At 61.1% G+C, this 17,810-nt stretch carries 17 protein-coding genes and 1 pseudogene; 7 read left to right on the top strand and 11 right to left on the bottom strand.

Annotated features, from left to right (window positions below):
* Positions 1 to 4: 4 nt before the first annotated feature.
* The 5 genes from PMI14_RS08355 to PMI14_RS08335 are packed head-to-tail and all read right to left on the bottom strand — an operon-like array spanning position 5 to position 5,061.
* Positions 5 to 1,096 carry a lactonase family protein gene (locus PMI14_RS08355; protein ID WP_007852691.1) on the bottom strand — a complete coding sequence of 364 codons (1,092 nt, stop codon included), beginning with the start codon at positions 1,094 to 1,096 and terminating at the stop codon, positions 5 to 7.
* An 18-nt stretch (positions 1,097 to 1,114) separates the two neighbouring features.
* On the bottom strand, positions 1,115 to 1,984 hold the full coding sequence (locus PMI14_RS08350) for an amidohydrolase family protein (RefSeq protein WP_007852689.1): 870 nt from the start codon (positions 1,982 to 1,984) through the stop codon (positions 1,115 to 1,117).
* Positions 1,981 to 2,952, bottom strand: coding sequence for a tripartite tricarboxylate transporter substrate binding protein (locus PMI14_RS08345; RefSeq protein WP_007852687.1), 972 nt, complete (start codon positions 2,950 to 2,952; stop codon positions 1,981 to 1,983). Before PMI14_RS08345 ends, PMI14_RS08350 begins: the two co-directional genes overlap by 4 nt.
* A 14-nt stretch (positions 2,953 to 2,966) precedes the next feature.
* Positions 2,967 to 4,019 carry a porin gene (locus PMI14_RS08340; RefSeq protein WP_007852684.1) on the bottom strand — a complete coding sequence of 351 codons (1,053 nt, stop codon included), beginning with the start codon at positions 4,017 to 4,019 and terminating at the stop codon, positions 2,967 to 2,969.
* Between the two features lie 40 nt (positions 4,020 to 4,059).
* Positions 4,060 to 5,061: a tripartite tricarboxylate transporter substrate binding protein gene (locus PMI14_RS08335; RefSeq protein WP_007852683.1), complete on the bottom strand. Its 1,002-nt coding sequence runs from the start codon at positions 5,059 to 5,061 to the stop codon at positions 4,060 to 4,062.
* A 194-nt stretch (positions 5,062 to 5,255) separates the two neighbouring features.
* Here PMI14_RS08335 and PMI14_RS08330 point away from each other — a divergent pair, with 194 nt between their 5' ends.
* The 6 genes from PMI14_RS08330 to PMI14_RS08305 all read left to right on the top strand — a co-directional run bounded on the left by PMI14_RS08330 (position 5,256) and on the right by PMI14_RS08305 (position 10,739).
* Positions 5,256 to 5,852: an aspartate/glutamate racemase family protein gene (locus PMI14_RS08330; protein ID WP_007852678.1), complete on the top strand. Its 597-nt coding sequence runs from the start codon at positions 5,256 to 5,258 to the stop codon at positions 5,850 to 5,852.
* Positions 5,853 to 5,883: 31 nt separating this feature from the next.
* Complete coding sequence (locus PMI14_RS08325; protein ID WP_007852676.1) at positions 5,884 to 6,957, top strand: isocitrate/isopropylmalate dehydrogenase family protein; 1,074 nt, start codon at positions 5,884 to 5,886, stop codon at positions 6,955 to 6,957.
* Positions 6,958 to 6,972: 15 nt separating this feature from the next.
* On the top strand, positions 6,973 to 8,247 hold the full coding sequence (gene otnK, locus PMI14_RS08320) for a 3-oxo-tetronate kinase (protein WP_007852674.1): 1,275 nt from the start codon (positions 6,973 to 6,975) through the stop codon (positions 8,245 to 8,247).
* 10 nt (positions 8,248 to 8,257) lie between these two features.
* Positions 8,258 to 9,175, top strand: coding sequence for a GntR family transcriptional regulator (locus tag PMI14_RS08315; RefSeq protein WP_007852672.1), 918 nt, complete (start codon positions 8,258 to 8,260; stop codon positions 9,173 to 9,175).
* Complete coding sequence (locus tag PMI14_RS08310; protein ID WP_007852670.1) at positions 9,172 to 9,861, top strand: aldolase; 690 nt, start codon at positions 9,172 to 9,174, stop codon at positions 9,859 to 9,861. The genes PMI14_RS08315 and PMI14_RS08310 overlap by 4 nt, the downstream gene beginning before the upstream one ends.
* A 68-nt stretch (positions 9,862 to 9,929) precedes the next feature.
* Positions 9,930 to 10,739: a methylglyoxal synthase gene (locus PMI14_RS08305; RefSeq protein WP_085947277.1), complete on the top strand. Its 810-nt coding sequence runs from the start codon at positions 9,930 to 9,932 to the stop codon at positions 10,737 to 10,739.
* Positions 10,740 to 11,044: 305 nt separating this feature from the next.
* Here PMI14_RS08305 and eno read toward each other — a convergent pair whose 3' ends face one another.
* From eno to PMI14_RS08290, 3 genes are read right to left on the bottom strand one after another with little or no spacing between them, the layout of a single operon-like run.
* Positions 11,045 to 12,340: a phosphopyruvate hydratase gene (gene eno, locus PMI14_RS08300; protein WP_007852662.1), complete on the bottom strand. Its 1,296-nt coding sequence runs from the start codon at positions 12,338 to 12,340 to the stop codon at positions 11,045 to 11,047.
* Between the two features lie 2 nt (positions 12,341 to 12,342).
* Positions 12,343 to 13,758, bottom strand: a complete 1,416-nt coding sequence (gene pyk, locus PMI14_RS08295; protein WP_035202869.1) for a pyruvate kinase — start codon at positions 13,756 to 13,758, stop codon at positions 12,343 to 12,345.
* An 11-nt stretch (positions 13,759 to 13,769) separates the two neighbouring features.
* The gene (locus tag PMI14_RS08290) at positions 13,770 to 15,398 is read right to left on the bottom strand and encodes an NADP-dependent glyceraldehyde-3-phosphate dehydrogenase (protein ID WP_007852652.1); all 1,629 of its coding nucleotides are present in this window, start codon (positions 15,396 to 15,398) and stop codon (positions 13,770 to 13,772) included.
* Between the two features lie 453 nt (positions 15,399 to 15,851).
* Between PMI14_RS08290 and PMI14_RS08285 the strand changes: the two genes are divergently transcribed.
* Positions 15,852 to 16,754, top strand: a complete 903-nt coding sequence (locus PMI14_RS08285) for a GntR family transcriptional regulator (protein WP_007852649.1) — start codon at positions 15,852 to 15,854, stop codon at positions 16,752 to 16,754.
* A 6-nt stretch (positions 16,755 to 16,760) separates the two neighbouring features.
* On the opposite strand, the gene PMI14_RS35915 is transcribed toward PMI14_RS08285, so the two are convergent.
* The 3 genes and pseudogenes from PMI14_RS35915 to PMI14_RS35905 all read right to left on the bottom strand — a co-directional run.
* On the bottom strand, positions 16,761 to 17,354 hold the full coding sequence (locus tag PMI14_RS35915) for a hypothetical protein (RefSeq protein ID WP_369751442.1): 594 nt from the start codon (positions 17,352 to 17,354) through the stop codon (positions 16,761 to 16,763).
* Positions 17,354 to 17,515, bottom strand: a complete 162-nt coding sequence (locus PMI14_RS35910; RefSeq protein WP_007852644.1) for a sigma 54-interacting transcriptional regulator — start codon at positions 17,513 to 17,515, stop codon at positions 17,354 to 17,356. Before PMI14_RS35910 ends, PMI14_RS35915 begins: the two co-directional genes overlap by 1 nt.
* A gap of 46 nt (positions 17,516 to 17,561) precedes the next feature.
* Positions 17,562 to 17,612: pseudogene (locus tag PMI14_RS35905) on the bottom strand (hypothetical protein); the annotation flags it as partial.
* Between the last annotated feature and the right edge of the window lie 198 nt (positions 17,613 to 17,810).

Genomic DNA, 17,810 nt, shown 5'->3' with positions numbered 1-17,810 from the left:
AAGCTCACATTACCAGGCAGACGGGGCTTGCACAGTCCAGCGTATCGAGGACTGTTCCCATCGCACCCTCCTCTGGATCGACAGAAAAGACCACTATGGAGTCGCTGTCCTCGTTCAGAACGTAGAAGCATGTGCCTTTGCGGTCCATCGTAAAAAACCGAGGCGTGCGGCCCATCGAAGACGTCGTTCCCTGAAAAGACAAGCTTTCCTTGAGCAGATCGATAGCGAAGGTGGCAATGCTGTCGTGTCCCCGGTTAGAGGTGTAGAGGTAGCAGCCATTGTGTGAGATAGCGATTCCCGAACCAGTATTGTTGCCGATGAATGAGTCGGGTAACGTGGACAGAATCTGGAACGGATTGAGCACGCCCGTTTCCTTGTCGAACCGGTAAGCTGTGACCGTGGAATCGAGTTCGTTAACCACGTACGCAGTTGACAGCGAAGGATGAAAGGCCACGTGCCTGGGGCCGGCGCCTGCTCGCGTATCGGCCCAGCGCGTAGCCCCCTCAACGATCTCGCCGTTGACAAACGGAAACACGAACACTCTATCCAGTCCCTTGTCGGGCACCACCACGTACCTGCCATTTGGATCAAACACGTTGCAATGAGGCTTTGCATGCGGTTGCTCCTTTCGATGAGGTCCCGGCGTGCCGGTCATCTCCACGCGTTGGCACACCGGCCCCAATGTTCCGTCCGATAGTACGGGCATCACCAACAAAGCGCCGCCCTGGCGGCCAACGCCGAGGTGATCAGAAACGAGCAGCCACTGTTCAGTTGGATCCAGCGCCAGATGCACCGGGTTGAGGCCACCGCACTCCTGTGTCTGCAGCAGCGAAAGCGTGCCGTGTTCGGGGTCAACGGCCAGCACGCTGACATCATGGCCATCGCCATGCACCGTGTAAAGGCGGCTACGGTCACTGTTCAACGCCAGAAACGAAGGATTCACAAGCCCGCCGAAAACCTGCGTCAGGCGCAGCCGTCCATCGGCTTCGATGGCATAGACACTGATACCTTCACCCCGGGAATTCCTTTCGCGCGTGGTGCGCGATCCCACATAGGCATAGCGCGGAGCTGGGTTGGGGTCGTTCTTCGATGTCATCAGAAGGTCTTCAATGGGTCAGAATTCATAGAGCCGTTGTGCGTTGGCATCCAGGGTATCGGCCGCCAGGCCGGCTGTCTCCAGCCAACCCTGGCACCGGGCAAGCCAGGCAAGGTCATCCACTTCGCGGAACGGTTCGATTGCGTCGGGTGTTGCCGGCGCTGAGCGTGCCGTGCCCTGCGTGTGCGGCCAGTTTGTCCCCCATAGCACGGCACGGGGGGCGGCCTGCAGGAGGCTTTGGGCCATCGGCGCGAGCAGTTCTGCATCTGCAGCGGAAAGGTAGGGCGCGGACAGCTTCACGGAGAGCTTGCCCGCTGCAGCCAAGTCGCACACTTCCCGCCACTCTTCGCTCTCCGCAGCACGGGGCGTGACGGGGGGGAGCCCGATGTGATCGAGCACGAAGTGGCAGGAGCTACTTCGGATGAGGTCGCTGAGTTCGCGCAACACGCCCAGGGTGACGTGCAGCTGCACATGCCAGTGCGCAGGCACCTGCCGGATCGCTTGCGTGACTGCATCACGCGCAGCGGATGCGTCGGCATTGTCATCCACAACGAAGTTGATGCGGGTGGCGCGTACCCCAAGTGCGTCCAGTCCTGCAATCTCGTAGGCCGTACTGGTAGGTGCCAGCACGGCCACACCGCGTCCGCGGCCTTTCAACCGCTGCAGCGCATGTGCCAGGCAGCCGTGGTCGCTACCGTACACGCTCGGCTGCACCAGCACCACCCGACCCGCGCCGATGTGATGCAGGTGCTCGACCAGCCGATCCACGCCCGCATAGCCCGGCGTAAAGCGTCGGCGCTCCGCGAAAGGGAACCGTGCCGCGTCGAACACATGGACGTGGGTGTCACAGAGCACGCTCTGCGGTAGCTGGAAGGATGGCTCGCTCACTGCGTTTGGATCTTGGCGGTCTTGACCAGCTGCTGCCACTTGGCCAATTCCTCGCGCATGAACTTGTCGAACTCTGCGGGCGTGTCCGAGACAGTGCGCGCGCCCAGTTCTTCGAACTTCTTCGCGACCTCAGGACTTTGCAGCGCCTTGGCGATCTGGGCCTGCAGTGCGTCCAGCACCGGCTGGGGCGTCTTGGCCGTAGCGACGATGCCCACCCAGTGCTCTACCTTGAAGCCCTTCAGTCCTGCTTCTTCGAAGGTAGGGACATTGGCCAAGGTTGGCAGGCGCTTGGCGGAGCCGATGCCCAGGCCTTTGATGCGGCCCGAGGCAAATGCCGAACCGGTGCTCGTCACGCTGTCGATCAACAGATCGACCTCGCCCCCCATCACAGCCTTGATCGACTCGCCGCCGCCCTTGTAGGGCACATGCAAGAACTTCGCGCCCGTGATGCTGGAGAGCAGTTCGGTCGTGAGGTGCGGCGTACTCCCCACACCCCCAGTCCCATAGGTCAGCTTCTCCGGATTCTTCTTCGCGAACTCGATGAGTTCGCCCGCAGTTTTGAAGTTCGAGGTTGCGGGGACCATCATCACCATCGGCGACTCAGCCACGCGCGCCACTGGCACCAGGTCGCGCATGGTCTCGTACGGCATCTTCGGCTGCAAGGCCGGGGCCATGGTCACAGGTCCGCTGATGAAGCCCAGCGTGTAGCCGTCGGCCGTGGCCTTGGCCACGGCATCCGTGCCGATGATGCCGCCGGCCCCCGGCTTGTTGTCCACCACAAAGGGCTGACCCGTGTCGCCCGTCAGGCGCTTCGCGAGCACACGGGCCATCACGTCGTTGGGTCCGCCGGCGGCGAAGGGCACGATCAGCCGAACCGGCTTGGTGGGATAAGACTGAGCGATGGCGAGCGATGAGGCCGCAAGGCCCGCCAACAAGAGGGCGCGGCGTGCGATCAGGAAGTGAGACATGTTCCGTGCTCCTCTCAGAACCGATGACGCAGACCGACAGTCACACCCGTCTGCGAGCCGCGCGTGCCCATGAACGCAGGCAGCACGTAGCCGCCATCGATCCGGTTGCGGTCCACTTCTGCGTACACATCCGTCCGTTTGGACAGGTAGTAGTCCGCGGAGACCCACGCGACTTTTCGGTCCCCCGAGCCATTGGCGGCGAACGCGTTTTGGCGGTCTTGCGTGTAGCTCGCCGTCAGCGTGAGCAGTGGAGTGACACTGTAGTTGACGCCGATGGAAGCGACCTTGTTGCGTTGCAGGCTGATCTCGTGGCTGCGCTCCATGTAGGCGAGGAACGCCTTCCAATCCGTGCTGATGCGGTATGCCACCCCAGCACCGCGGATCTTGCGCGTCTCGCCGCCAGTGGCTGCCGACAGGTTCTGACCATACGCCACGGCCTCGAATGGCCCGCTGGCGTATGTCGCCGAAAGTCCGCTGCCGCGGCCATTTCCTTCGGACAGCGTCACGCTGCCAGCCAGCGTGACGGGACCAAGGTCCTTTGCGTACTTGATCATGTTGTCTTGGCGCGCCATGTGGTGGTTGCTAAGCACCGTGATCGCATCAGTATTGGGGTTGCCCATGGGCTGGATGCGCGCAGCAGCCTGGTGCGCCAGTGTGTACTGGCGGCCCAGCGTGAGCACTCCCAATGCGTCCGAGGACACGCCTACCAGTGATTCACGGCCGAAGGCGCGTCCCGCTGCGGATGCCACCTGGCCGTAGTTGGCCGTGGCTGTGGACTGCTGGGCCAGGCCGGTGGATGGATCGATCCCCATCTCCAGCACATAGAAGGCCCGGGTTCCGCCGCCGAGGTCCTCAGTCCCCTTGAAGCCCAGGCGCGAGCCGCCGAACAGGCCGTCGCCGACGTTGGTGAGCCCGCCCCGGTTGGCACCTGCATTACTGGCGTGGCGGACGGTCACATCCATGATGCCGTACAGAGTTTGGCTGGATGTCTGAGCGAAGGTGAATGCTGGCGCGACGAGCGCCAAGCCGGCCATGCTGCGCATGGCGGCGTTCTTGAAGTGTTGCATGGAATCTCCAGCGGCTGGGCCGCTGCATTGATGGAAGGGACTACTCGGGCTTGATGTCGTGGCTCTTGACCAACTTCGACCAGCGCGCCGTCTCAGCCTTGATGAAGCTGCCAAACTGTTCAGGGGTGCCGCCTACCGGCTCATCGCCCAGGCTGGTGATGGCTTTCACCATTTCAGGCTGCTTGAGGATCTCGTTGATCGAGGCGTTCAGCTTCGCGATGATGGGCGCGGGCGTGCCCTTGGGCGCGACGACACCGAACCAGTTGGAAATCTCCATACCCTTGATGCCCAGTTCCTCAAAGGTCGGCACGTCTTTGAGCAGCGGAGAGCGCTGGGTGCTGGTGATGGCCAGCGGGCGCAGCCGTGGCTCGTTGCCCGACACATAGGGCATCACCGCGAAGATCCACTCGAACATGATGTTCACGGTGCCGGCGATCAGGTCATTGGTCGCTGGGGCACCGCCTTTGTAGGCAATGTGCGTCATCTCGATGCCCGCAGCATCTTGGAGCAACTCGCCAGCAAGGTGGTGAGATCCACCGATACCGCCGGAAGCGAAGCTCAGCGAATTCGGTTTGGCCTTCGCCGCCGCGATCACATCCTTCGCAGACTTGAAGGGGGACGCTTGTGCGACCGACATGATCAGCGGTCCCTTCTCAATCATCACGATAGGCACCAGATCGGTCGCTGGATCGTAATTGAGCTTGCGGAACAGGGCCTTGTTGACGGCCAGTGGTGCAAAGTTGCCCAGCCCGATGACATAGCCATCGCCCTTGGCTTTGGCGATGTACTCCGTACCAATATTCCCGCCAGCACCTGGCCTGTTTTCGACGATCACCGGAACACCGTATGCCGCTGACAGCTTCGTCGCAATCTGGCGCGACCGTGTATCCGAGCTGCCGCCCGCAGCGTAGGGCACCACAAACGTGATGTTTTTGTTGGGATAGCCCCCGACGTCTGTGTTCGCGTACGAAGGAAGCGCAAGCAGGCCTCCTATGGCCATCAGGCCGAGTCGGCGAAGGCGTTGATCGTTGGTCAGATGCACGTTTGTCTCCTTTTGGTTGGCGGTCAGTAGATACCCGATATTGTATCGACTTCGATGTTGGTACAATCAGTGTCAACCCTACATCGAATATCAAGCCAATGAATGCACCAAAAATTGCTTTGATACATGCCACTCCCTTAGCGATCCGTCCAATCGAGGACGCCTTTGCGCGTCTTTGGCCTGAGGCCTACTGCATGAACCTGCTTGACGACAGCCTGTCTGTTGACCTTGCAGAGGCAGGCGAAATCACCGGAGGCCTCACGGCCCGGTTCCATTCCCTGACGCGCTACGCGGAAAGTGCTGGAGTGAAAGGCGTCCTCTTCACATGCTCAGCGTTCGGCCCGGCCATTGACTCGGCCGCAGAAGGTGTTGACCTGCCCACGTTGAAACCCAACGAAGCGATGTTTGGCGAAGCGTTGGGCGTGTGCGCAAAGCTTGGGCGCACAGGAAAGATAGGAATGGTTTCGACGTTCGCGCCCTCTGTGTCGAGCATGAAGGAAGAGCTTCGCGAACTCGCAGCCAAGTTGAATTTGGACTACGTGCTGAAAGTCGAGTGCCCAGACGGCGCGCTGAAGGCGCTGAGCGAAGGCAACGTCGAGATCCATGACACCCTGGTCAGCAAGGCCGCACAGGAACTCATCGACTGTGACGTGATCATGCTGGGCCAGTTCTCTACCTCGCACATGAGGAGCCGTGTCGAAGCGGAGACGCGTCGGCCAGTCCTTTCAAGCCCTGACAGCGCGGTAAAGCTGCTCAGGCGTTCCGTTGAACATTCCGCCACCACCCCCTAGTTTTAACCCCCGCAACTGACTGGAGACTCACATGAAATTCATCGTTCTGCCCTGCGACGGCATCGGCCCCGAAATCGTTGACGCATCCGTGCGCGTGCTGAAGGCAGCCGGCACTCGCTTCGGCCTGGACTTCCAATTCGACTATGAAGACCTGGGCTTCGCGAGTCTGGAAAAGTACGGGGTCACCATCCGCGACGAGCTGCTGGAACGCTCGAAGACCTACGACGGCATCATCCTGGGCACGCAGTCGCATGCCGACTACCCCCCGCCTGAGAAGGGCGGTCGCAACGTGTCCGCTGCCTACCGCATCGGTCTGGACCTGTACGCCAACGTGCGCCCCGCACGCACTCGGCCTTTCCTGCAGTCCAACATGCGCGAAGGCAAGACCATGGACCTGGTCATCATGCGCGAAGCCACCGAGGGCTTCTACCCAGACCGCAACATGTCGCGCGGCTGGGGTGAGGTCATGCCCAGTCCCGATATGGCGCTGTCCACGCGCAAGATCACCCGCCACTGCAGCGAGCGCATCGCGCGCCGCGCCTTCGAGCTGGCCATGACCCGCAAGAAGCGCGTCACCGCCATCCACAAGGCCAACAGCTTCCACATGACCGACGGCCTGTTCCTCGAAGCCGTGCGCCATGTCGCCAAGGATTTCCCGGAGGTGGTGCTGGACGATCTGCTGGTCGATGCCTCCACTGCCCATTTGGTCAAGGAGCCGGAGCGCTTCGACGTGCTGGTGGCCACCAACTTCTACGGCGACATCCTCTCGGACCTGTGCAGCGAACTCTCGGGCAGCCTGGGTCTGGCAGGTTCCATCATGGCCAGCGATACGAACTGCTGCGCCCAGGCGCAGCACGGCTCGGCCCCTACCATTGCGGGCCAGGACAAGGCCAACCCTACCTCCATGATCCTGTCCGTCGCGATGATGGTGGCCTGGCTCGGCGACAAGCGTGGCGACGCCAAGCTCAAGCAGGCTGCCAAGGCCATCGAGACAGCAGTGGACAAGGTGCTGGAGAACCCCGCGACCCGCACTGCTGATATCGGCGGAAGCATCGGCTGCAAGGCCTTCGCCACGGCCGTGGCGGATGCCGTGGCAGCCGCCTGAGTCTGGACGGTGCCCATGAAACCACCCTATCTGGGTTGCATCGCCGATGACTTCACCGGCGCGACCGACCTGGCCAGCAACCTGGTGCGCAGCGGCATGCGGGTGGTGCAAACCATCGGCATTCCGTCTGAGCCTCCCAGCGAAGAGGTCGATGCGATCGTGATCGCGTTGAAATCACGCACGATTCAGGCCACCCAGGCCGTGGAGCAGTCGCTCGCTGCGCTCCAATGGTTGCGGACGCAGCAAGTGCAGCAGGTCTATTTCAAGTACTGCTCCACGTTCGACTCCACGCCAGAAGGCAACATCGGCCCGGTAACCGATGCGCTCATGGACGCACTCGGCACGGAGTTCACGATTGCGTGCCCCGCGTTCCCCGAGAACGGTCGCTCCGTCTACAAGGGCTATCTGTTCGCGGGCGACGTGTTGCTGCAGGAGTCGGGCATGAGGAACCATCCCCTGACGCCCATGACCGATTCCAACCTCGTGCGCGTGCTGCAGGCGCAGACCAAGCGGCGCGTGGGCCTGGTGGATCACAGCTACGTCAGGCGGGGCAGTGACGCCGTCAGCAGTCGCATTGCCGCGTTGCGCAGCGAAGGCGTTGAAGTCGCCATCGTCGATGCCATCGACAACGACGATCTGCTGGCCATGGGTCCCGCCTTGGCCGGGCTGCCCCTGGTCACTGCAGGGTCGGGCGTCGCCATCGGCCTGCCAGCCAACTTCGGGGTGAGTGCCAGCGACTTGGCCGCACGACTGCCAGCGGCTCGCGGCCGCCGTGCAATCGTGTCCGGTAGCTGCTCGGTGGCCACCAATGCACAGGTTGCAGACTTCCGGCAGCGTGGAGGTGCCGCTTTCTCCATTGATCCGATGCAGATCGTGGCCGGTGTGGACGTGGTCTCCGAAGCGTTGGCTTGGGCAGACAAGCTGCTCGATGATGTCGGGCCTGTGCTGGTGTATGCCACCGCGGAGCCTGAGGCGGTGAAAACCACCCAGGCAAAGCTCGGTGTGGAGGAAGCCGGGCAGATGGTTGAGCATGCACTGTCCCAGATTGCCCGCGGGTTGGTAGCCAAAGGCGTGGGGCAACTGGTGGTCGCTGGAGGCGAAACCTCGGGTGCTTGCGTGCAGGCGCTTGGCATTGACCGCATGCGCATCGGTCCCGCCATCGCACCCGGCGTCCCCTGGTGCCACGCACAATCACGCTATGCTTTGACCGAGGGAATCCACGTGACATTGAAGTCCGGCAACTTCGGCACGACTGATTTCTTTACCAAGGCCTTTGAACAGCTGACCTGACGAGTTCACGATGAAATCCAATGCTGCACTTGAAATCGCGCCGAGTGGGAATGTAAGCCCTCTCATCCCTAAACTGGCTGCCCAGATTCTGGAGATGGTTCAGCGCGAGGGCCTGCCCAAGGGCTACCGTCTCACGGAGCAAGCGTTGTGCGACGCATTGGACGTATCTCGCTCGCCAGTGAGAAAGGCCTTGCAGTTCCTGGAATCCACCGGGGTCGTGACTTCCAATCCGAACCGGGGATTTCAGCTCGCCAAAGAGTCGCATGAGATCAAAGGTCTTGATCTCTCTGAGGCCGGCGTTTCCAGCGAGGACACGTACATGCGAATCGCCAGCGATCGCATCAAGGGCTATATCGATCAGGAGGTGACCGAGGTAGAGCTGATGAGCCGATACGGCTTGGCCAGGCCTCAGATGCAGCGACTTCTCAACACCATGGCCAAGGACGGCTTGGTGGACCGCAAGCCCGGGCGCGGCTGGGTCTTTCGTCGCATGCTCACAAGCCTCGAATCGCACCGCGAGAGCTACCGCTTTCGCATGATGCTGGAGCCCGCTGCCATTCTCGAACCTGGCTACACCGTGGACCTGGCCGAGTTGGAGCGCTGCCGTCGGGAACAGCAGGAACTGCTCGATGGCGGCATCGAGCAGTGCACACCAGCGCAGCTGTTCCAGGCGGGCAGCCACTTCCATGAAACCGTGGCGGCCGGTAGCGGCAACCGCTTTGTGGTCGATGCGCTGCGCAACGTCAACCAGATGCGCCGCATCGTCGAATACGGCACTCTGCTGGACCGCAGCCGCCTCCACCGCCAGTGCGAAGAGCACCTGCAGTTGATCGAGCTGCTGGTGCGCGGCGAACGCATGGAAGCGTCGCTGTTCCTGCGTCAGCACCTTAACACCGCGCGCATCACCAAGCTGGGGAGCGAGGAGTGACCGAATCCCAGGCCCGAGAAGAAATTTGCCGCGTGGGAGCCAGCCTGTTCGCACGTGGCTATGTGCACGCCACGGCCGGCAACATCAGTGCCCGCCTTGCACCGGAGCACGGCGGCGGCTTTCTCATCACGCCCACCGATGCCTGCCTGGGCTTTCTGGACCCGGCGCAACTGGCGCGCATCGGCGACGATGGCGCTCAGCTCAGCGGCGCTCGCGCCAGCAAGACCATCACGCTGCACCGCGCCATCTACCGTGCAACCGAGGCTACGGGGCAGCCCGCTGCCTGCGTGATGCATACCCATAGCACGCACTTGGTCGCGCTTACGCTGCAGCGAAGCGGCTACCTGGAGCAGAGCGGTGAATTGCTCCCACCCATCACTCCATATTTCGTGATGAAGGTGGGCCGAGTGCCCCTGGTGCCCTACCAGCGTCCTGGCGCACCCGCCGTGGCACAGGAGGTCGCGCAACTCATTGCCGAATACGCCTCCAAGGGCCGCCAGCTCCGCGCGGTGATGCTCGACCGGCTAGGTCCCAATGTGTGGCACCGCACGCCTTCTGAGGCCATGGCCACGCTGGAAGAACTGGAAGAGACCGCCAAACTTTGGCTGCTCTCGGATTTCAGTTGTTCCAGCCTGGGCGACTCAGATCTGGCGGAGTTGCGCGAAACATTCGCTGCATCGTGGTAGACCGCCATCCTCGAAAATCATTCGGCTTGGCAGCACACCGGCTGCACCGCTCGAATGCGGACGGTGGTTTGGCCCTATGGGCTGCCGCCTCGCGAAGCGCGCTTGCCGAGTTGCAACTGGGTATTGCCGCAGTTGGCGGCTGCGCCGACGCCATCGAGAACCATGCCCTGGCTGGCCATTTCCCCCGCCTCCTGCGTTTGCCCTACGGCCGCGAGGGCGGGGTGATGCGCATGGTCTCGCGCATCGCGGGCGGCGTGCATGCCGAGCAGGAACTGGCCGGGGCCATCTACCTGCTGGACCCGCTTGATCCTTCATCGCTGTACCCTGAGGCCCAGGCCCTCAAGCGCCAGTGCATCTCGCACGGCAAGCCCCTGCTGCTCACCGTGGCCGCCGCCGTCGAATGGATCGCGGTGGAGGCTGCGCTGCAGGTCGGCGTGTCGCTGCGCCAGCGCCCGCCGGCCATGGTGCCGTCCATCGACAAACAATCCGTGGCCCTCATCGCCCACGATGCCTTGAAGTCCGCGATGGTGGATTTCGCCTTCCGCCACTTCGACCTGTTGTCACAGACGCAGGAACGCTTTGCCACCGGCACCACAGGCGGCCGGCTCAACGAAATGGCCTGGTCCTGCGGCTGGCCGCGCGACCTGCCCTGGGTGCAGCTCCTACGTAGCGGCCCGCTGGGCGGCGATGCGCAGATTGCAGAACTGGTGCTCGACAAGCGCTGCGACAAGGTGCTCTTCTTCGAAGACGTACACGTCGCGCGCCAGCACGAGGCCGACATCCAGCTGCTGGAGCGCGCCGTCTGCACCAAGAGCTTCGAGGCTGCTTGTTATCACACGCCGGCCATGGCCGATGCGTGGGCCACGGCATGGCGCTAGTGCACGCGTAGAGGCTGGCACCTCTCAGCGGACCAGTCTCTTGCGTCCAACCCTCTCGAACGCGCTTGGGATTGGATCTGCGTCTTGCACCGCCCTCGACTTCCTCGCATGCTTCGACACGCTACGAGTTCGCACGGAAATCAAAGGGCTGTAGAAGGGTCCGTCTCTGCGCGCGCGGGTATCGGTATCCAGACCCACATCCGATGACATCGACAACCGACCGCTCGCAGGCTGGACATCGGGCGCCTGGAACGCGCGACGTGAGCCCAACCTTTGAGCGGCGGTGATTGAAGCGGATCAACGCTTCAAGCAAACCGCTCGATGTTGATGAATGCAGACTCCCCTGCATACGACGCGTCCGTCGCCAGCTCACGCTCGATCATCAACAAGCGGTTGTACTTCGCCACACGGTCCGATCTGCAGAGTGAGCCCGTCTTGATCTGGGTCGCACGCGTCGCAACTGCAAGGTCGGCAATGGTCGTGTCTTCCGTCTCTCCTGACCGGTGCGATGCCACCGCGGTGAATTTCGAATCGGTTGCCAGCTTGATGGCAGCCAGCGTTTCGGAAAGCGTTCCGATCTGGTTTGGTTTGATGAGGATGGAGTTGGCGATGCCTTCGGAAAGTCCGCGCTTGAGGATGGAGGTATTGGTCACGAACAAGTCGTCGCCGACGAGTTGGACGGTGCGGCCGATCTTTTCCGTCAGGAGGCGCCAGCCGTGCCAGTCGTCCTCCGCCAGGCCATCCTCAATTGAGAGGATGGGGTAGCTCGCCGCCAAAGAGGCAAGGTAGTCCACAAACTCTTCCGACGAATAGGATCCGCCCTCAGAGCTGAGGACGTACTTCCCATCATGTCGAAACTCCGAGCTTGCGACATCAAGGCCCAGCCAGATGTCTTTCCCTGGAACGAACCCTGCAACGGAAATGGCCTTGAGGATCGTCTCCAGGGCCTCAGCGTTCGAGGCCAGGTTGGGCGCGAACCCGCCCTCGTCGCCAACCGAAGTCACGAGCCCACGGCTCTTGAGAATCGACTTCAGCGCATGAAAGACCTCCACGCCATAGCGCAGCGACTCGCCAAACGTTGGCGCGCCCGTTGGCAAAATCATGAACTCCTGGATGTCGATGTTGTTGTCGGCATGGGCGCCCCCGTTGATGATGTTCATCATGGGCACGGGCAACTGGAAGCGATGGCCAGGTACTGCGAGCGAGCGGTAGAGAGGAAGGTCGGACGCGGCGGCCCGAGCCTTTGCGTTTGCCAGCGACACGGCAAGAAGTGCGTTGGCGCCAAGACGTTCTTTCGCCTCGGTACCGTCCAGTTCGATCATGACTTTGTCGATCCCGGCCTGGTCGTCGCTGTCCATCCCGATCAAGGCTGAGCGAAGCTCGCCATTGACATGCGAAACCGCCTTCAGCACGCCCTTGCCTCCATAGCGCCCTTTGTCGTTGTCGCGCAGTTCGACTGCCTCACGTGTCCCGGTGGAAGCACCGGATGGGACGCCTGCGAAGCCCGTTGTTCCGTCCTCCAGGGTCACCGTAGCGGCAACCGTGGGATTGCCTCGCGAGTCGAGGATTTCGAGACCTTCAATGTTTGTGATTTTTGCCATTTCTATGCCTTAGCTATGTGAAGAAAATTGGTGCTTCCGACCTGACCGAAGGGCATGCCCGCCGCCACGGCGAAGAACTGCCCGGGCGATGAGATTCCTTGCGCGCCAGCGATAGCGCAGGCCTTTTGCACCATGTCAGGAACATCGGCGACAACGTCGCCGGAGAAAACGGAGTGGACACCCCATACCAGGCTGAGTCGCCGTGCAATGGCCTCGTCTGGCGTGACGCTGACCACAGTGGCCACGGGGCGCTCGCGCGCAGCACGCAACGAGGTCGCGCCCGAACGTGTATAGGTGACCACCGCCGATAGTTCGAGTAGGTTCGCGACCGAGCGAAGCGACAGACAGATCGCGCCAGCCACAGAGGCTTGGGGAGTTTTTTGGGTTGCCTCGATGCCAGCGCGATACTGCGGGTCCGACTCGACCTCGGCAATGATTCGGCTCATCATTGCGACCGCCTCCCGAGGGAATGAGCCGGAAGCAGATTCGGCGGAAAGCATGACCGCATCTGCACCGTCGTAGACGGCGGCGGCAACGTCGGACGCTTCTGCTCGCGTTGGCACTGGAGACGAGATCATCGACTCAAGCATCTGGGTAGCCACGATGACCGGCTTTCCTGCTTCGCGGCAGGTCCTGACAATTCGACGCTGGATCCTGGGGACCTGTTCCGCCGGCAGTTCGACGCCCATATCGCCTCGGGCAACCATCACGGCATCAGACGCCGCCACGATGGCATCCAGCGATTCAATCGCCGCGGGCTTCTCAAGTTTGGCAAGGACGCCTGCACGTCCTTGAACGATGGCGCGCAGCTCTTCCAAATCTTCGGGGCGCTGCACAAACGACAGGGCGACCCAGTCGATGTTCAAGGTGAGGCCGAACTCCAGATCTGCGCGGTCCTTCTCAGTGAGCGCGGAGAGCGGCAGCAAAACAGAAGGTACGTTCACGCCCTTTCGCTCCGAGAGAACGCCGCCTGCCACCACTTCGGTGTTCGCGTAGTCAGGACCGCAGGACTCAACAAGAAGGCGGATTTTCCCGTCATCAAGGAGCAGATCCGTGCCAGGCTGCAGCGCCGCAAAGATTTCTGGATGCGGCATCGAGACGCGCGTCTTCCCACCCACTTCGGGGGAGAGGTCCAACCTGAATTTGTCACCAGGCGCGAGCATGACAGGGCCATCGGCAAACTTGCCAATGCGCAACTTGGGACCTTGCAGGTCCAACAAGATTGCGATGGGACGACCGGTCTCGCGCTCGACTTGCCGGATCATTTCGGCACGCTCCTGGTGCTGGGCATGCGAGCCATGGCTGAAGTTCAGGCGAAAGACATCTGCACCAGCCTCGAACAGTGCGCGTATGGTCTGAAGGTCCGCACTGGCGGGCCCGAGGGTCGCGACGATCTTTGCTTTTCTCGATCTTTTCATGGCCGGTCTTTTCACAGAATGAACCCTGTGTTGATGAAGTTGGAGCTGTGGTCGCGGACGATGGCGTTGAGCAGTTGCTTGCTCTTCTCCGTCTCTTTCAGGGCAACCATCGAGCGAATCGAGAACGCTCTCAGGGCGTCGGCTACAGACAACGTCCCTTCAGCGGAGTCTTTCCGTCCTGCGAAGGGGAACACGTCTGGACCACGTTGGCACTGGCAGTTGATATTCACCCGGCAGACTTGGTTGACGAGAGGGTCCACCAGGGCACCGATCTCGTCTGGATCAGTGCCGAAGATGCTGACCTGCTGACCATGGTCGGAGGTCATGACGTAGTCCAGCGCCTCCTTCACATCGTCAAAGGTCATCACCGGCACGACGGGCCCGAACTGCTCCTCCCGGAAAAGGCGCATGCCCTCCCGAACCGGATAGACGACCGCCGGATAGAACAAGGTCGCGCAGTGCTCGCCTCCATTCGCATTGACCACGACAGCACCCTTGTCCACGGCTTCGGTGATGGCCTCCGTCATGTACGCCGTGCGATGGGGCCCTGGCAATGGTGTGATGTTGACACCGGCCTCCCACGGCATGCCCACCTTGAGCTTGCGAACCTCCTCGGTGAAACGACGGATGAACTCGGCGACGATCGATTGGTGCACGATCAGCATCTTCAGTGCTGTGCACCTTTGACCGTTGAACGAAAGCGCGCCTTGCACGCACTCTTTGACCGCAACATCGAGATCCGCATCGGGGAGCACGATGGCGGCGTTCTTCGCGTCAAGCCCGAGTACGGCGCGTAGGCGGTGAGATTTGGGATGCTGCTTCTTGAGATGGTCTGCAACGCGGCTGGACCCGATCAACGCCAGGACGTTGACCTTGCCGCTCGCCAACATGCGCGGCACGACCAGCTCGCCGGGAGCGTAGATGGTATTGACGACACCCTTGGGAAACGCGGTCCGAAATGCTTCGAGCAGCGGCCAGAACAAGAGCGTTCCATACTGCGGCGGTTTCAGCACAACCGTGTTCCCCATCAACAGCGCCGGGATCAGCGTGCAGAAGGTCTCGTTGAGCGGGTAGTTGTATGGGCCCATGCACAGCACCACGCCCAAAGGTGTTCGCCGAACCTGACCGATGGTGCCCTCGACCACGGTGAAGCGCGAGTTCTCGTTGTCCTGCGCCTTGAGGGCGACGATGGTGGCCTGGATGTACTCGACAGTTCGGTCGAATTCCTTGCGCGAGTCGGCGAGGCTCTTTCCGATTTCCCACATCAACAACTTGACGACCAGGTCGCGCTGCGCGGCCATCTGTCGAACGAATTCCTGCATGCATTCAATGCGCTTTGAGACTGGCATCGTTGGCCACTCTCCACGCCCGCTGTCGTAGGCCTGTCCAGCGGCCTCAAGAATCGAGTCGCTCTCGGCGACCCCCATAACGGGGTAGCTGCCAATCTCCACTTGGGACACCGAACCGTCGGTTGCTCGCACGCAGATCGGCGACAGCACGCGCTTCATGTCCCCTGACCATGTAGCGAGCTGACCGTTCACAACGTACGCGCGCTGATGGATGGGCGTTTCCAGCCTGTGTTCGCTCGGAATGTCTTCAGGCGACGGGAAAAATTGACTTAGCTGAATGCTGGGGTTCATGGCGTCTCAATCAGTTGTAGGTCACCCATTTCGGGAGAGCGTTGTAGCGGCCGCAAGAGCTTCCTAATGAAAGCGCTGATCTGCGGCACCAGACGGCCGGTATTTTGTACCAAACATTGAATTTGTACAATAAAGCATAGTGCCGCTATTGAATCAAAATTGACCGTGAATGCCTCGATGGAACAAATGGCATGCCAAAAACTGGACATTTCGCCCCACGCACGCCTCTGCCTATCGAATGAGCGATTGTCGTGCTATATCTATTCGTATTGTATCAAATTGATTTTTGATGCAAACTGATGGTATGTCTCATGCACAGAGTATTCAGGTCACCCTAAGCGCCACTTTGCGGGGCGGAAGTAGATGTGTTGTCCAATCCGCAGTTCCGCATGACGGCGTGCAGGTCATCACGAGCGCTGAGCGTCGCGCGCAGGCATGCGCCTCGGAGTGGATATGCGATTGAGTTCCACACTGGTCGTGCAAATCCTCGACTTCGTCGCGGAGTCCAATCTCAAGGTCGGTGGAAGGTTGTCAGCTCAGTCGCTTGCGACCAGGCTCCGCGTCTCTCGAACGCCCGTCAACGCGGCCTTGGAACAGCTGTCTGAACAAGGTGTACTGCGATGTGAAAGGAACCGCGGATACATCCTTGCCCAAACGATCGATCTGCAGTCCAGTGCACTTTCCGCGGCCAGGGAAGCGGTGGAAAAGGACCGCATCACGCAGGCCTATCTGCAGATCGCGGAAGACCGGCTTCAAGGCGAGCTGGGAGATGAGTTCTCGGACCTCGAAATTCGGCAACGCTACGCGCTGACACCCAATCAAACATCGGCGGTTCTCGCGCGAATCAGCCAAGAGGGGTGGATCCGAGAGCGTGCCGGGCACGGTTGGAAGTTCTGCGAGATGTTGACGACTCCCGACGAACTGATGCAGTCGTACCGGCTGCGCTTGGCATTGGAGCCTGCCGCACTTTTGGAGCCCGGATACAGGATGCCGCGTGAGGTCTTGGAACAGTGCCGTGCCGCAGAGATTCGCATGCTGCACCAGGGGATCGACGTCGTCACCGCAGACCAGATCCATGCGCGTGGAGTCAGCTTTCATGAAGCACTCGTAGCCGGTTCAAAGAACCCGCTCTTCATTGATGCGATCAAGCACGTGAACTCTGCGCGCAGACTGCTCTCGTATAGGTCAACGAAAGACAGAAGTAGGCACAAGGAGCACTGTCATCAGCACCTGAACGTTCTCGATCTGTTGGAGCAGGGTGAGAACGCAAAAGCCTCCGAATCGCTAGCTTTGCACCTGCGCCGCAATCTTTTCAGCATTCAAAAGATCCACGCCGTCCAGCAGGCTTCCTCGTAAGGTTGTTCAGTTCACTTCTTGGAAAGGAGTGCGCATCAGTATCTCGGACATAGACGAACACTGGGTGAAGCCGTTGCAACGAAAAATTACTGCACAGACGACAGACAAAGTGAAGGGGTCTATGAAAGAAGAATCAGGCGATTTTCCCGCGTGCTGCTCTTCCAAACTTCCGAATCCGATACGCACGGGTCGTGCGACAGAGACCCAGCAGCCGGGCTGCTGAAGAGACGTTGCTGCCGGACGTGTGCAGCGCCTGCGCAGCAGTTGAACTTCTGTGTCGTGGAGCGGTGCAATCGACGTGTGCAGTGGATGGGATGCGCCATCTGCTCGATCCAAGTTTCTTTGCAGCGTACCTGTGCTGCCAGGTCCAATAAGCAAAGAGAGTACCTCTCCTTCGATCCTTTCTCCGCTGCTGAACAGATGGTGCGGCTCGATAGGCGCCCCATCGGTGGCCAGTATCTCGCTGTGTTCTATCGGATTCTCCAACTCGCGGATGTTGCCCGGGAAGGGATAGTGGAACATGGCCTTGACTCCCGCCTGGCTGACGCCGGGCACCTGGCGCTGGTGCTTGCACTGATAGTGGGTCAGAATGTGGCTCATCAGCAGGGGGATGTCGTCACGCCGATCGCGAAGCGGGGCAGGTGGATGGGGAAGACGTTCAGGCGGTAGAACAGGTCTTCGCGAAAGGTACCTTCGCGCATGGCCTGGCCCAAGCCCACGTTGGTGGCTGCCACCAGGCGCACGGTGCGGGTGCCGCCCAACGCGCTCCACCTCGCCCTCCTGCAGGGCACGCAGCAGCTTGCCCTGGGCCACCAGGCTCAGTGTGCCGATTTCATAGAAGTTGTCATAGACAAACACCCCCGTGTCTCCAGCGGCCGAGGTCCCGTTCTCGAAGCGCCCGCAGAAGGTGGCCTCGACATCCCCAGGGAGGTAGGCCCAGACGAAAACTTCGCAGTGAAGCTCTTGTTACTGGCTCAGGCCTGGATTAGGGTTAAACGCGCCGAGTTGCATTTGACGACCAGACGGTAACCATCATGTTGGATTCCACTGAGATCT

Source organism: Acidovorax sp. CF316 (genome assembly GCF_000276605.1).
Lineage (GTDB): Bacteria > Pseudomonadota > Gammaproteobacteria > Burkholderiales > Burkholderiaceae_C > Acidovorax.
Note: the sequence above shows the minus strand (reverse complement) of the source record. Positions and strands in the feature narration are given on the sequence as shown.